Origin of the sequence: Nostoc flagelliforme FACHB-838 (assembly GCF_014698065.1) — a bacterium.
GTDB lineage: Bacteria > Cyanobacteriota > Cyanobacteriia > Cyanobacteriales > Nostocaceae > Nostoc > Nostoc flagelliforme_B.
Genome location: NZ_JACJSI010000041.1, coordinates 28,412 through 43,007 on the forward strand (window position 1 = coordinate 28,412; position 14,596 = coordinate 43,007).

8 protein-coding genes are annotated in these 14,596 nt (G+C 42.9%); 1 reads left to right on the plus strand and 7 read right to left on the minus strand.

Going from position 1 to position 14,596, the window contains the following annotated elements:
- Positions 1-35 precede the first annotated feature (35 nt).
- From H6G97_RS19985 to H6G97_RS20015, 7 genes are all read right to left on the minus strand, one after another.
- The gene (locus tag H6G97_RS19985) at positions 36-245 is read right to left on the minus strand and encodes a hypothetical protein (RefSeq protein WP_190942454.1); all 210 of its coding nucleotides are present in this window, start codon (positions 243-245) and stop codon (positions 36-38) included.
- A 24-nt stretch (positions 246-269) separates the two neighbouring features.
- A complete protein-coding gene (locus H6G97_RS55425; RefSeq protein ID WP_199349488.1) occupies positions 270-566 on the minus strand; it encodes a hypothetical protein in 297 nt (98 codons plus the stop codon).
- Positions 567-806: 240 nt separating this feature from the next.
- Complete coding sequence (locus H6G97_RS19995) at positions 807-1,859, minus strand: PstS family phosphate ABC transporter substrate-binding protein (RefSeq protein ID WP_190942455.1); 1,053 nt, start codon at positions 1,857-1,859, stop codon at positions 807-809.
- A gap of 16 nt (positions 1,860-1,875) precedes the next feature.
- Complete coding sequence (locus H6G97_RS20000; RefSeq protein WP_190942456.1) at positions 1,876-3,162, minus strand: Na/Pi symporter; 1,287 nt, start codon at positions 3,160-3,162, stop codon at positions 1,876-1,878.
- A 433-nt stretch (positions 3,163-3,595) separates the two neighbouring features.
- Positions 3,596-4,165: a di-heme oxidoredictase family protein gene (locus H6G97_RS20005; protein ID WP_242055009.1), complete on the minus strand. Its 570-nt coding sequence runs from the start codon at positions 4,163-4,165 to the stop codon at positions 3,596-3,598.
- A 455-nt stretch (positions 4,166-4,620) separates the two neighbouring features.
- The gene (locus H6G97_RS20010; RefSeq protein ID WP_242055010.1) at positions 4,621-7,929 is read right to left on the minus strand and encodes a type 2 lanthipeptide synthetase LanM family protein; all 3,309 of its coding nucleotides are present in this window, start codon (positions 7,927-7,929) and stop codon (positions 4,621-4,623) included.
- Between the two features lie 389 nt (positions 7,930-8,318).
- Positions 8,319-8,600 carry a Nif11-like leader peptide family natural product precursor gene (locus H6G97_RS20015; protein ID WP_190942458.1) on the minus strand — a complete coding sequence of 94 codons (282 nt, stop codon included), beginning with the start codon at positions 8,598-8,600 and terminating at the stop codon, positions 8,319-8,321.
- A 352-nt stretch (positions 8,601-8,952) separates the two neighbouring features.
- Here H6G97_RS20015 and H6G97_RS20020 point away from each other — a divergent pair, with 352 nt between their 5' ends.
- Positions 8,953-14,544, plus strand: a complete 5,592-nt coding sequence (locus H6G97_RS20020) for a PAS domain S-box protein (protein ID WP_190942459.1) — start codon at positions 8,953-8,955, stop codon at positions 14,542-14,544.
- The last annotated feature ends 52 nt before the right edge of the window (positions 14,545-14,596 follow it).

Genomic DNA, 14,596 nt, shown 5'->3' on the forward strand with positions numbered 1-14,596 from the left:
TAGCCGTTATTTTCAAAAATCTGTCGTCAAGATATCTACTGTTTAACCAGTTGTTTTAAACGAAAGTATGCCTCTTCTGGTGTCAGCGGTTCGGATTGACTTTCATTAGGTATATAAAATACCCAGCTATCAAGAAAGTAATGCACCACAAAGCTGGGAATCAAACCCAAGCTTAATGCTTGCTTTCCAAGTTTTTCAGTTTGTTCTTCTAAACTCAGTTGGTCATGAAATACGTGTTCAGCCATACTTGTTCATCTCCCTGCACTTTATTAGACTCTGGAAGAAGGTTCAACACCAGTATTGCACTTAATCAGACATTGAGGAGCGATCGCTGATGGGATGAAAGTTGAGCAATGAGGCTTTGATGATAAAGTCATTTTAGAAGTAGAAGAAAGCCCCTGAAAAAGCGTGAAGCTCAAGCCCCTGGCCCCCTCTGGGGCTAAGGGAGCGATCGCGATCGCAGATGTAATGAAAACAGTGAGCGATCCCCATTCCAAATGCTCTGCGGCAATGGAAATCAGAATGAATACCAGCAAACCAAGAGAAACAAAGGTTTTTATTGACATCTTGTTCTCAATTGAATGGAGAGTGTTATACCAATTCGTAATTCGTAATAACGCTCCTACAGACGCTCGTTCCGACGCTTGATGACTCGCTAACGCTAACGTAATTCGTAGTACTTGCCTCCGGCGAGAAGCAAGCTACGTAATTTGTAATTAAGAAGCGTCAGATTTCATCTGGGTTTTCAGGTTTAAATCTGTTTTTGGAGAATTGGTATTAAACATAGCTAAATTGCCCATTCCACTCTAATTGAGAGCTTCTTGTTTCACGCCAATCACAGAACCTCTACCGCCAAATTTAGTCCCCGTCTCACCCCTATCCAAGCGAGCGCTGGCTGCTTGTAAGGCGATGCTGGGTAGGGGTACATCACCAACTTGGAGGATTAAATTGGCGTTCTGTGGTGAGAGATAGAAATTGCTGAAAGCTTTAACTTCAGGACGTTTTGCAGCCGATTTCTTGACGTAAATAAATACGGGGCGAGCAAGCGGTTGGTAACGAGAATCGGCGATCGTTTGGGGACTGGGCTGTAGACAACCACTACCGCTATCAACAGCCACAAGTTTCAGTTTGTCTCGATTTGCTAAGTAGTAGGCATAGCCAAAATAGCCTAATCCATTAGGATTAGCCGCAATCCCTTCCACCAAAGCTGTATCAGTTTTGCTCTTAGAATAGTCACTGCGGCTTTTTCCTTCCTCGCCTACAACTGCAAGTGTGAAATAGTCATAAGTACCAGACTCAGTATCAGGCCCATAAAGACTTAAGGGTTGATTGGGAAAGTTAGAACGAATTTGGTTCCAATTCGTTACTTTGCCTTGGGCGGCTGGCTCCCACATCTTTTTCAATTCATCCAATTTCAAGCAGCTGGCAAAATTGTTTTGGGAGTTGACCACAACTGCTAGCCCATCAAAAGCAATGGGTAGCTCAACAAACTCTACATTATTTTGCTTACAAAGCTGCATTTCTTCAGCATTGATCGGGCGAGATGCGCCACTAATATCAGTTTCATTGGCACAGAATTTTTTAAATCCTCCGCCTGTTCCTGACACTCCTACTGTGAATTGCACACCAGGATTTGACTTCTGGAATGCTTCTGTCATCACCTTTGAAATCGGAAATACTGTACTAGAGCCGTCAATCTTAATCGACCCTGATAAATTTCCCGAAGGGCTCACTTCCTCTGCTTGAGTTACAGCTTGAGGAAAGGAAACTGTTGTATCCTCTGTTTGATTATTACCGCAAGCTGCCAATCCCAAAGTTGCCAACGAGATTAAAAATGCCAATCGAGTTTGAGAAACCATGATCGTTTTACCTACTTTAAGCATTAGCACCGACTTGTTCAGACGTTTTCTGCTTCTCTTGTTGGCGACGTTGCCGTTCTAAATCAGCTTGACTATCAGGAACGAGCCTTTCTAACAGGCGAGTGACTATAGGCAAAAAGCCAATTAAAAGCACAACACCTAAGATGTTAAAGATCATCTGAGCATTAGCAACTTGTCGCCCTACGCCACCTCCACCGGAGATTACTTGAGCTAGTTGGACGAGTTGAGGTGCAAAAATAATCCCCACAGTGGCACTGACCAGGTTAAACAGGAAATGAAAAACGCCTGTTCTTAGAGCCGCACTACCCCGACCAATGGTAGACAATAGTGTATCAGCGCAAGTACCAACCTCTGCACCTAACATAATTGCGATTCCCGCAGGCAGAGCAATTATGCCAGAACTTGCCAAAGTAATCACGATCGCCACCGTTGCAGAAGAAGATTGAATGATCACGGTAAAAATGGCTCCGACTACAGCACCCAAGAAAGGATTACTGCCTAAGGTTTCCATCCAAGTGATGAATGGTTTGTATGTGCGGAAGGGCTTCATCGCTTCGTCAATTGCTTCTAGCCCATAGAACATTAAGCCAAATCCCAGTATGATAATGCCGATGGTTTTCTGCCGATCTGTTTTTCCCAGAAATAACAGCAATAACCCGGCAAACATTAATAGGGGAACATACAGTTTAATGTCGAGAGAGATGATCTGTGCCCCGACTGCTGTACCAATGTTAGATCCGAGTACCACACCGAGGGATTGCACGAAGGTCAATACACCAGCACTCACCATTGCAATCACCATGATGATTGTCACTGAGGAGGACTCTAATAGCGTCGTTGCTACCGCTCCAGTAAGTACACCAGCAAAGCGATTGGTAGTACATTTACTTAAGAAATTTTTCATCCGCTCTGTCCCCAGGTTTTCTAGCCCTTCAGAAAGACGGGTGACACCAAAGATAAACAGCACTAAACCTGCTAACGCACCCATCGCCATTTTGAAAAAGTCAAGGACAGGATCTTTCTTGCCGGCTTTTGCATCTGAACCTTCAGATGCAAAGGCAGCTTGACTAGTATCAAATTGAATGGTTGCTGGTGCATTTTCAGGAGCGATACTCCCTTGGAGTGGCTTTGCCAACGCCTGGATAATGCTAACCTCTGATGAAAGTGAGCTGACTAACGGTACACGTCCCAAAAGAGAAGGGTAGAAAACTAACGTCAGCACGAAGAAAGCAACACTTAAAAATTTCAGAAACTTATTATTAAGTTTTTTCAAAAAAAACACAGCTACTCCTTGCAATTGCTACATTTTTCTTCATGAAAGTCATGTGTTCTGCTTAACAAAAACTGTTACATTCAAATATCTTATTGCTCTGACTTGTACACGCATTTTTACTATAAATGCTGATCCAAAAAAGTTAAAAATTGATTAATTTAAGGTTATAAGACTTACGCATTCACAAAAAGAGAAGTCCTAAGAATTCAGTGGTGGAGTATTGACAAAAAGGACAAAAAGATCAGGGCAAACGCATCATATCAACAAAAGGATTTTATTCTCAATAAGCTCAAAAAATAGTCGCATTAGTAGCAGCTTACTGATATAGGTTTACCGTAGGTGCCGCCCGTCGTAGACATCGCTTTGAGTTTGGGAAACTAAACCAAACGAGAAATCCTGATTTTTTCGTTGGTTTTTAAGCTTGATTGTGATCAAGAGTAATTTAGATGCGTTTGCCCTGGGCACGGGCTGGATTAGTACCAATTTTCTCGACTGGGTAAACTTTGTTGTCAGTGAAGAAGGGGGGAATATGGCAAGTTGCACAATTAGCCTTTTCAAATACTTTCGCCCCACGTTTGACTGAATTATTATTCAGTGCCTGCCAGTTTTCAGGAGTCTTGTTAGCAGGTGGTACTAAGCTATTTTGATAAGCAGATATGGCGTTATTAGCAAACATGAACTTGCCACTGGCATTATCTAAAGGATTGCCAGTCGGGGGACTAAAAATTAATCCATTAGCTGTTAACAAGTTGGGTTTTAAATCTGGATAGTTACCTACACCAGGAGCAACAACTTGATCTTGTAACTCTGCTAGACTAGCATCCGGTACAATTGTCCGCAACCATACTGAGGGTTTAACACCTTCTGGTAAACGTATTCTTTCGTCAGCAGCATTTTGAAGAGCAGTACCAAGATATACTTCTGGGTCAATATTGAGAGTTTTGGCAATTAGTTCGTATGATGCAAGGATGTTTGTTTCTGAAGAGTGAACAGCACTGTTGAAAGCACTCAATCCAGCAAACGGGCCAATGGCAGCTTCTCCAGAGGCAACGTAAGGAGCAGTTTTAAAGGTGAAATTGTTGGGAATCTGAGTGGTATTTTTAATCCCATCTGTGGAACTTTCAAAATTACCAAAAGGTAATTGCCATAAAATATCAGCAAAAGCTTTCTCAAACTTTTGAGGATCGGGCAGTTTTACTAAATTACCTTTACTGTCAATCCATTACATAGTTATCAGGACACTAGAAATTTTTCTTATATTCGTTCACGATAAAAAAGATTTGTTAAATTGCGTGTATATGTTATGTTTTTATAACTTTGTAAAATATGGTGAATAAGAATTTAAATTTTTTGTTTCGAGTCGTAGCCCTTATCAGCAGCTAACACCTTGAAAGGGCTAGTTATGACCCTATTAGGGTAAACTAATAGGGTGTGGTCAAAAGCTATTTTTGAGCATGAACAGCAAGCTCAATCCCACAATAATATTGAAGGCAAGTCATTGTTAGCCAGACGTAGCAATTGATAACCAATTCCAGATATACCGGGTAAAAAGCCAGGATTAAATACAGAATTGGGTAAGTTGGGGAACAATTGATAAGCTCCAGTTCGCTTGGCTCTAGCCACAACATTTGTTACATTCTGGTGAGCAATTTGATGCCAATCAGGACGGGAACAGATTTTTGCACCGACTAACAGCACTTCCGCCCGACCGAAGTTGCCACAGCACAAGTGATCGATCGCTTGTAAGCCAAAATTCTGAGTAGTTTGGAGAGCAATTTCAATTTCTTGTTGAATTTCCGGCGTTTCCACGATTCTCAAACTGCCTAAGCGTCCCAAACCAATGCCGGCTGCACCATGACACCACTTATTTGCAAAGTCAGGTTGTCCTGATTGTCCCATTCTGCGGAAGTCTGGCCAGTTGGCAGTAGACTGGCAAAAGACGCTACGCTCATACTCAATTCCTGCTAAACCTGCTTCTAAGTACTTGCCTTCTGAGGTGGCGGCATAAAGTCTGAGCAAGGCATAGGAGATGCCTGCGGCTCCATGAGAAAAGCCAGTTAAGGGCTTGTCCCAATAAGTATGCCAAGCTTTGGGCGCACCGTTGTGGCTAACTTGACGGTTGATTAAATGTTGTCCACAGGCGATCGCTTTTTCTAAAACGGTTGCTTCTCCTGTGGCTTGATGCAGGGACAATAACCCTAAAATTGCCCCGGCTGCTCCGCTCATAATATCCAAGTGTTCATCGGCAGCAATTAGTTCTGGTGTCATCAAATCGGCTAATACTTGAGCGTCGTGCAACAGCGTTGCATCGTTGAGGAATTGACTAATTGTTACCAGGCTATAGATCATTGACCCTAAACCTGTTGCACCCCCAACGCCCATGAAACGAGCCATGCGTTCCCAAGTTTCGGGATCGATAGTGTGGATTTGGCGACGCAGAGATTGCACTGTCCTCAATGCTAAATCACGGTAACGGGAATCACCAGTTTCTTGAGTTAGTGCAGCTAAAAACAAAGCAACTCCAGAGCGTCCGTCAGAGAGACAATTATTTAATACTTGCAGTTGATATCGTTCGGCGCGAGGCACAAAGTCTAAGCCGATCCAGTTAACGCTGCCATCAGGGTCAGAAATGGCTCTGGTTTCCAGTTGAGTGGCGATTTCTTTGGCTTCGGCAATCAATTGTTCTGAACTCAGCAACGGTAACGATTCGCCTTGCCATTGCCCACCTTGGCGGCTGGAGGTGGTTGCAATCTTGGCATGGAAGGAGCCTTGAATAATCGCTACTTGTCGAGCTAAGTCGGTTTCATCTAGAGATTGTAACTGGTTGAGCAGGTCTTGGTAACTGGATTGCTTGAAGTAGTTGGGAATGGAAGAAGAACCGTTTAAACTCAGTTCATCAACCACCGCGCTAGCCGTGAAGAAGGGAATATCTAATTGTTCCATTGCTCGAAGTTCCGCGCTCAAAACGGGAAAAGCGTTCGGTTTATCTTGAGCAACTAGAAAAGCACGGCTGAGAACATCGAGTTGAATGCTGTAATCTACGCCGTGTTTGAGGTAATCGGGTGCTAAAGCTTTTTGGAGAATGATGCCATAAATGCGGGTGTTGCGGAAGATAAAGCGCACCTGCTGATTTTGCATAGCAGATAGCAAACTTTGGCGTGAAACTAAGAAATCTTTGTGCGCCATCAAAAAGCGATACATCTGCTCAAACCCAGTGGTGATTTGTAGTTGATAATCGTTTGGAGACAGAGGAACTTCACCCAAGAACGGCACATTTTTCCCAATCGGCAAGGTTACAGGCTCAGACAACAGGTGCATATTATCTGTATTAATGTTCTGCCAACGCGGGACTTTACGGGGAGATAATCGGGGATCTGTGCTGCCTAGCCCGCTAATATCATAAGCGACACTGCGATCGCCACTAAAGTCCCAACGCGGTAAAAGTCCGGTGCGGAGTACGGAATCCCAAAATTGTCGTGTGGCGGTTGTTTCTAAATCTTGGGTAAGCGGTGAGTCTTCAATGAGATTTGGTTCATGGTGCAGCAGCGTTTCCATGTCAATCAGCACCAGATGCTCACCATTGGCAATTAAGTTTTCGTAATGGCAATCTGTTCCCCGCAAAGCGTAAAGCACACACAACAACATCCCAGAACGCTGATAGAATCGTTTCGCAGCTGCTTCATCCATACAAGGCAACTGTTCAACATGTTCCACCCAACCATAACCATTGCGCTCTAGCACCTGAATGACTTTAAAATCTAAAAGATCGCTGTGTTGATTGCACCAATCCAAAAATTGGTTAAAGACAACCTCTAATCCTAAATCTTTGGGTTTATAAACAAGTTTAAGTCCAGACTCAAAGGTGAGCAAAATCACCGTTCGTCCGCGTTTGTGTGCATCGGAAATGGATGTTTGAATTTCGGCAACTTTGTTTTGAGAAAATGGGATAATTCTTTCATCAAAAGTTCGTTGAATATCTGTCCTATCTGCAACTAAACGTTCGAGAAATTCAGCAGTGAACTCAACCCAAAAATTGACTGCTGTTGCCACTAACCGACCGAGAACTGGATACTTTTGGAAGAACGTCAACATTCCATCTTCCAAGAGTTGATTGACGAACTTGGTGTAGTGAGTGTTATTGTTTTCTGTCTCCAGTCCTAGTAAGCCGAGCAAGCTTTGACCAAAAGGACGCACCTGAGAAAATTCAAAATCTAATGTCTTTGTGCAAATTCCTGCTAATCGTTTCAGTAGACCACGTTCCAAAGAGGTGTAAGCAGCTTGGGAAAGAATCGATAAGGGAAGACACTCTTGGGTGAATTGACTGCCGCAGCGAGTCAGTAATTGCTGTCTGGCTACCAAGATAGCAGGCAAAAGGATATCTTCAAAGGTAATCGGATTTTGTGAATTGATTGGTAAAAATACTTCGGTTGCAGAATTAAATCCTGTAGCGGTTTGGATGATTTGCTGCAAGGTTTCTGCCCACTTAGGCAAAGGTTGATCGGCAAGTAACTCAATGGTTCCCAATTTGGAACTAACAGTATCGAGATTTAGCCCTTCCCACTGTAAGCGTTTGTGTAACGTATCCCATTTACCTTCTGCTGCAACTTCGCACCAGCGATGTCTACGACGGTTAATTTCTTGTTCGTTGACTCGATCGCCATTAATTGCAAATCTGCTTTCATCAAGGCGTTCCCAGAGAAAGCTAGCATTGGCAGCGATCGCTCTTAAATCGTCTGATGTTTTTTGTGGGGATAAGCGAACAACTTGTTGAACCATACCTGAATTTCTCATGATGGGAAGTTAAAAGGGTAGTAAGCTATTTTCAGGTAAATAGACCATACAGTAGGGGCGCAAGACCTTGCGCCCCTACGACAGGTGTAGTTCAAATACATGAAAACTGCTGTAATCGTTAAAAATACAAAAAATTAGTTTCAAATTTATTGATTAGAAATATGAAAACAATGAAATTCCCTCTTTTTCTTGATTAAAAAAGTCAAGAGGGAATCTGTTATGCAGTATCTCTTTCTGCATTGAACCTCAATACCAAGTATGGAAATTATCCAAATTAAAATATTGGAACAGTTGGATCTAAAAAGCTCTTTTAGAAAAACAACCTGACTTTGGAGGCTACAATACCAAAGAGAAAGAGAAACTACATACCTTTTTTAGCAGTGTCCGCCACCACAGCCTTCTGTATGACATAGCTTAGGCGCACTATCAGCCATCAGTCCACCACTAACACTGAGTAATTCTTGTTCACTCAGTTCATTGGAGTCCACAAAGGTCAGTTCTGTCAGCATTTGAGAAATGGCTTCAGATGTGAAGTTATAACCTTTCTCTGCACTAGCGATCGCTAGCACTTTGATGGCTTCTGCTTGGTTAGTTGCTGCTTTAATTTGCTGTTGTAGTTGTGCGTTTTGAAGCAATTCTTTAACTTGGTGTAACATAGATTTGTTCTCCGTTTTTGTTGACTTATTGACACAGCAGAGATTTGCGCTTGTTTTGCTCGGTGTTCTCTGCTTCTCTGATTTGAATTTAGAAAGAAATAGGGGAGAACTAGGGGAGATAGTTGCAACAGCGGGAAATTTTTTCCGCACGGATTAATTGGGGGATTGAAAACTAGGTATTTAGTATTTCTACCCTTGCTCTCTACCTTTTTATAATGCTGATATATGCGTATTTGCTGTAATATTTAAAGCCAATATGTAGTTTTGCTGTAGTTAAATATGCTAATGATCAACTTAAAGATACAATCGCTATACAAAATTGATTTATCTAGGAGATATTAAGGAGTTGGTGATGAGCGCTAAACAATTGGAGCAGGTAAAGCAATTGCAAGCTACCCTCACCAAGATGGAAGTAACATTAGGTGCGATCGCTGATGCTGTAGTCTGGGTAGGAGAAGATCGACACATTCAATGGTGCAATCCTAGCTTTGAGCGTTTGGTGAATCGACCCCATAACACTGTCTGCGGCGCAAAGTTAACTGACTTACTACCATTAGCACAAGCAGGACAACCAGTTGCTTTACCCTGCTATCCTGATGTGCGGATACTCAATGGTGAGTACGAAACAGCAAATTACCAGTTCCAGCAGTATGAGCAGACTTTAACACTAGACATCTCCGGTAACTGTACCGGAGTGAGTGATGATCAATGTGCAATACTGGTGATTCGGGATATCACTCTGGCAAAACAAACTCAAGAATCTTTGCAAGAGATTGAGGAGCGTTTGCAGACATTAATTAACGCTACACCTGATATTATCTGTTTAAAAGATGGCGAGGGAAAATGGTTACTATCAAACCAGGCTAACTTAGAATTTTTACAGCTACAAGGCGTTGATTATCAAGGCAAAAAAGACTCAGAACTAGCAGAATTTAGCAATTTTTATCACGATGCTTTGCTCAACTGCGACAAAACAGATGAACAAGCTTGGCAACTGGGATGTGTGCATCGGGTAGAAGAAGTTATACCCCGACCTGATGGGACAATGAGCAGTGTAGATATGATTAAAGCTCCCCTATTTCACCAAGATGGTAGACGCAAAGCTCTGGTGGTTTTAGGGCGAGATTTGAGCGAACGCAAACAAACTCAAGTAGCTTTAGAAAACTCTTTATCTCTTTTAAGCGCTATTTTTGAATCGATTCAAGACGGTATCTTAGTAGTCGATAGCTTAAGTAATATCACTAATTACAACCAAAAGTTCTTAGAAATGTGGTCAATTCCACCAGAACTTTTAACAGAACCAGATCATCCTCAGCGGCTAGCATATCTGGCAAACCAGTTAAAAGACCCGGATGTGTTTTTGCAACGAGTCCGAGAATTATACTCACAACCGGAACTAGTTAGTTACGACTGCTTAGAACTGCAAGATGGCAGAATATTTGAGCGATACTCCTGTCCTCAGCGTATCGGCGAACAGATTATTGGTAGAGTGTGGAGTTTCCGCGACATCACCCAACGCCAAAGGGCAGAAGAAGCACTGCGACAAAGTGAGCTACAATACCGCAGTATTTTTGAAGCTATCAATGATGGATTATTTATTACTGATATAGAAACTGAAAAAGTCGCCGAAGTTAACCCTGCGGCCTGTCAGATGCATGGTTACTCTTATGAAGAATTTATCACTTTACATCCATTTGCCTATATTCACCCAGACTCATATCCTGTTTTTTTAGAGTTTTTTGAAAAAACCCGATCTGGTGAGCAATTTTATGGGCCAGCAGTTGATATCTGCAAAGATGGCACTTTGATCGATGTGGAAGTTAAAGGAACAACTTGCACTTACAATGGTAAGCCACACCTCTTGGCGATAGTGCGCGATATTACTGCTCGCAAACGCACTGAGGAAGCCTTGCGACAAAGCGAAGTCCAGTATCGGGATTTGGTGCAAACAGCCAACTGCGTCATTCTGCGTTGGGACGGTAACGGCGACATCATATTTTTAAATGATTATGGTCAAAGACTTTTTGGTTTCGATTTAGATGAAATTATCGGACGTAATGTCATCGGCACAATTGTTCCAGAAACCGAAACTTCTGGGCGCGACTTACAGACACTAATGGTTGATATTTGTCAGCATCCAGAAAACTATCTATTCAACGAAAATGAGAACTTATGCCAAAATGGCGATCGCGTCTGGATAGTCTGGGCCAATAAACCTATTTTAGATACACAAGGAAACTTAATCGAAATACTTTCAGTCGGGACTGATGCCACAGAACGCAAACGCGCCCAACAAGCCCTCCAGGAGAGTGAGTTAAAGTTCCGTACTATCATCGAAAATGCCAATGACCTGATATTTGTCCTCACCCCCAACGGAACCTTTACCTATCATTCGCCTAATGTTACCCCAATTCTGGGATATAGCCTGGCAGAAGTGGAAGGCCATTCTATGATGGAGTTCGTCGAGCCTGAAGATTCAACAATTAGTATGTCAGCCTTACAAAGGACTGCGACTGGAGAAAAGCTGACTGATATTGAGGTGCGATTAAGACACAGAGACGGCAGCTGGCGATGGTTCAACTTTAACACTTCGACAATCAACACTCCCAGTGATGGAATTGCGATCATCGGCGTGGGACGTGACATTACAGAACGCAAGCAAGCAGAAGAAGCTTTGCGTCGTAGTGAAATGAAATACCGTAACATCTTTGAAAATTCCCAAGTGGGGATTTTCCGTACCTGCCAAAAAGATGGATTGATTATCGATGCTAATCAACGTGGGGCTGAGATATTAGGCTTTACCTCTGCTGCTGACTTAATTGACAAGTATTTCACAACTGACTTATATGTTAATCCAGACGATCGCGTGCAAATGTTAGCAGAGTTAGAAAAGGACGGTGAAGTTCGTAATTTTGAAGTAGCACTGCGGCGGCTTGATGGTTCGCTTGTTTGGGTACTGTTGTCACTCCGTCTCAATGCCGAAGAATCTTGTCTCGATTCTGTCTTTACAGATATTAGCGCTCGCAAACAGCAAGAACAGGCTTTACACTTAATTGTTGAGGGCACAGCAGCAAAAACAGGTGATGAATTTTTCAATTCCTGCGTTCGTTACCTTGCCGAGGTGTTGCAAGTTCAATATGCCCTAGTCACTGAGTTTGGTGATGAGCCAAAAACTAGAGTTCGCACTTTGGCATTTTGGTGTAGTGGGGCTATTAACGAGAACTTAGAGTATGAATTGCAGGGAACTCCTTGTGAACATACCTTGCAAGGCAATATGTGCCACTACCCTCAAGCAGTGCAAGCTACTTTCCCGAAAGATATAGATTTAGTAAAGATGAATGCCGAGAGTTTTTTTGGCGTTCCTCTAACCAGTTCAGCCGGCGAAATTATCGGACATCTAGCAGTGATAGATGTCAAACCAATGAAGCCCGATCCCGGACGAGAACTGATTATTAAAATCTTTGCTGCCCGTGCCGGTGCTGAATTAGAACGAAAACAAGCAGAAGCAGCCCTACAGCAAAGTGAGTTAAAGTTTCGCACTATCGTTGAAAAGGTCAACGATATGCTGTTTGTCATCAATCCTGATGGGGTATTTAACTATATTTCCCCTAATATCTTGAATACCACCGGATTTGCCCCCAGCGAAATGGAGGGCAATTCCTTGGCATTCTTTACTCATCCTGACGATGTGCAAAACTGTCTAGAAGTAGCCCAAAGTATCCTCGCAACAGGTGAGGGAATTTCGGGGACTGAGTACCGCGCCAAACATCGAACTAAAGGCTGGGTTTGGCTAACTGCTAATGCAGTCCGCACACAAGATGCCCAAGGTAATTTTCAGATTGTGGGTGTAGCTCGTGATATTAGCGATCGCAAACAAGCAGAAGCAGCCCTGCAACGTCGAACTCAAGCAGAAAGTTTACTCAGTAGCATTTCTCGCCAATTTATTGACCAAAATTTAGAAACAGCAATTAATTTTACACTGCGAGCGATCGCTGAGTTTATTAGTGCCGAACACAGCTGCATTTTTGAATTATCTGAAGATCAAAGCCGATTCGACCTGATTCATGAATGGTGTGGCGAAGGTGTCGAGCCATTGATTACTCTTGCCAAAGGATCGCCTGTGGAAAGTTTTCCCTATTTTTATGCTCCAATTCTGCGTGGCAACCATATACAAATCCCTTGTGTGGCAGAATTGCCACCTGATACAGCAGAAAGAAAGCTATTTGAGGGGATGTCGTTTCAGTCTGTAGTTGCTGTACCCATGCTTCACTCTGGCAAAGTAGTCGGATTTGTCGGTACAGCAATGATTCACTTGTGTCAAACCTGGAGTCAAGAGGATGTGAATCTATTAAAGCTGATAGGTGAAATAATTGCGATCGGTCGAGCCAGACATCAAGCAGAAGAAGCGCTGAGAATTGCCAAAGAAGCCGCCGAAACTGCCAACCGCGCCAAAAGTGCTTTCTTAGCTAACATGAGTCACGAACTCCGCACGCCCTTGAATGCAATTCTGGGTTTTTCTCAGTTGATGGAACGAGACACTAGTCTTAACTCAAACCAACGTGAATCTTTGGCTACCATTAACCGTAGTGGCGAACACTTGCTCAATCTGATTAACGATGTCCTAGAAATGTCCAAAATTGAGGCTGGACAAATCATTTTCAACGCTGAAGATTTCGACCTTTATCTGTTGTTGCAAACGTTACAAGAAATGTTCCAGGTAAGGGCACAAACAAAGCAATTGTTCCTCAGATTTGAAATTGCTCCCAATCTCCCCCGTTATATCCAAACAGATGAAGGTAAGCTCCGCCAAGTCCTGATTAACCTTTTAGGTAACGCCGTCAAGTTTACTCAAACAGGGGGAGTAACGTTACGAGTGAGCTTAGGGAGCAGGAAGCAGGGAGCAGGAAGTGAGAGTAGAGGAGCAGGGGAAGCAGGGGGAGCAGGGGAGGAAGAACTATTGATCCCTGCCTCATACCCCATGCCCCATGCCCCATCCCTTCACTTTGAAGTCGAAGACACTGGACGGGGAATAGCACCAGAAGAAATGAATAACCTGTTTCAGCCTTTTGTCCAGACAACAAGCGGTATCCAAACTAAGGAGGGAACTGGACTAGGGCTGACTATCAGCCGTCAATTTGTGCGGTTACTGGGGGGCGATATTCAGTTGACGAGTAGGGTTGGGCAAGGATCTACTTTTAGTTTTGACATCCAAGTGAATTTAGCCGCAGCTTTGAAAGCTTTGCCAAAGTTAAGTAAGGGGCGTGTACTCAAGCTGGCAGCAGACCAACCATCTTACCGGGTTCTGGTAGTGGATGACCGCAAAGAAAACCGCGATTTAATTGTACAACTTCTTGGTAGTATTGGCTTTGAGATTAAGGCTGCGAATAATGGACAAGAAGCGATCGCTATTTGGCAAACCTGGCAACCTCATCTAATTTGGATGGATATGCGGATGCCTGTAATCAACGGTTACGATGCAACTAAAGAGATTAGAGCCAGGGAAAGAAGTACAAATGCAAATTTCCACACCGTTATTATTGCCTTAACTGCTAGTGCTTTTGAAGAACAACAAGCAAGTATCTTAGCCGCAGGTTGCGACGACTTGGTTCGTAAGCCATTCCGGGAGCAGGTGATTTTTGAAAAAATAGCTGAATATTTGCAGGTGCGTTATGTTTACGCAGAAGAAAGCCGTGAAGAAGCAACAGACAACCACCTAGAAAATATTGAATTTTCCATCTTGGATCTTTGCTCTGCAATTACCGTTATGCCTGTCCAATGGGTAACAGAACTTAATCAAGCAGCCGTTGAAGTTGATGCTGAAAGGATTTTCCAATTAATTGAGCAAATTCCACAAACACATTCTGCTTTGGCAGAAAAATTGGCAAATTTAGTCCGCAGCTTCTGCTTCGATGAAATCATTGGGCTAACAGAGAATAACTTGTAATTAATCAAGTTAGATTTAATTAGCGATCGCAATTTTTATGATAGAACTTTTT

What these genes read in the sequence shown, in the direction of transcription:
- H6G97_RS19985 (WP_190942454.1), bottom strand. Translation starts at nt 245, where the DNA reads ATGGCTGAACACGTATTTCATGACCAACTGAGTTTAGAAGAACAAACT.
- H6G97_RS19995 (WP_190942455.1), bottom strand. Translation starts at nt 1,859, where the DNA reads ATGGTTTCTCAAACTCGATTGGCATTTTTAATCTCGTTGGCAACTTTG.
- H6G97_RS20010 (WP_242055010.1), bottom strand. Translation starts at nt 7,929, where the DNA reads ATGGTTCAACAAGTTGTTCGCTTATCCCCACAAAAAACATCAGACGAT.
- H6G97_RS20015 (WP_190942458.1), bottom strand. Translation starts at nt 8,600, where the DNA reads ATGTTACACCAAGTTAAAGAATTGCTTCAAAACGCACAACTACAACAG.
- H6G97_RS55425 (WP_199349488.1), bottom strand. Translation starts at nt 566, where the DNA reads ATGTCAATAAAAACCTTTGTTTCTCTTGGTTTGCTGGTATTCATTCTG.
- H6G97_RS20020 (WP_190942459.1), top strand. Translation starts at nt 8,953, where the DNA reads ATGAGCGCTAAACAATTGGAGCAGGTAAAGCAATTGCAAGCTACCCTC.